The sequence below is a fragment of the Blautia difficilis genome, from assembly GCF_014297245.1.
Classification (GTDB): Bacteria; Bacillota; Clostridia; order Lachnospirales; family Lachnospiraceae; genus Blautia_A; species Blautia_A difficilis.
Window position 1 is genome coordinate 1 of sequence record NZ_JACOQG010000095.1, and the last position, 719, is coordinate 719.

General features: G+C 47.3%; 2 pseudogenes. Both read right to left on the bottom strand.

From position 1 onward, the window contains the following. Positions 1-209, bottom strand: a pseudogene (locus H8Z82_RS16970) (recombinase); the annotation flags it as partial. Between the two features lie 56 nt (positions 210-265). After that, positions 266-556 (bottom strand): annotated as a pseudogene (locus H8Z82_RS16975) (VirD4-like conjugal transfer protein, CD1115 family); the annotation flags it as partial. Between the last annotated feature and the right edge of the window lie 163 nt (positions 557-719).

The window sequence follows — 719 nt, forward strand, 5'->3', positions numbered from 1 at the left end:
ATCATGCGGGAGTAGGCGGAACGGTCAAAAAACCTGCCGCTTTCGTCATCGTCGATGTAGTGCCGGATATTGGTTAGGTGCTGCCCTCTGGCATAGTTCTCCAAAAATATTTTTTGGTTCTGTATGCTGTTGCTTTCGCCGCCGTCCCTGTCCTCGTCGCCTACGGAAAGGCGGGAGTAAAGGGCTGTAATTTTGCTATAATCAGTCATGTGCATAACCTCCTGTGCGTCCATGTATGTGTCATTTACACTTAAAATTATGCACTCCACCTTGCGGAACCGTATTCTACACCCTGTCGGAACTTCTTGACATTCTTGGCTTTGTAATACACCACAAGTCGGAGTGCTATGCCGCCTGCCACACCAATCAGTAAATCCCTTGGGTGGAAGCTGGGCAAGGGATTGGCAAACAGCTTATCAAGGCGGTTCATGACTGCCATCATCTTATCGGAAGCATTTGTCCCCTCCGATACTCTCCACAACCATGCAACCTTGTCACAGAAATATCCAGCAAAGATATAGGGCAGATTCAAAAGCACTAGCTTCTTGGTATCCATACCTCCTGCTTTTGCTTTCAGATTTTTCGGGATTTCCGTCAGGTTGAATAATCCGGTGCCCGTGTCCCTGCTGTCCGGTGACAGGAAACCGCAAATCCGTTTTTTAGGGAACCACCATTCCGGTAGTGGAAACCTTTATCATAAATCCTTTAGAATGTAATCA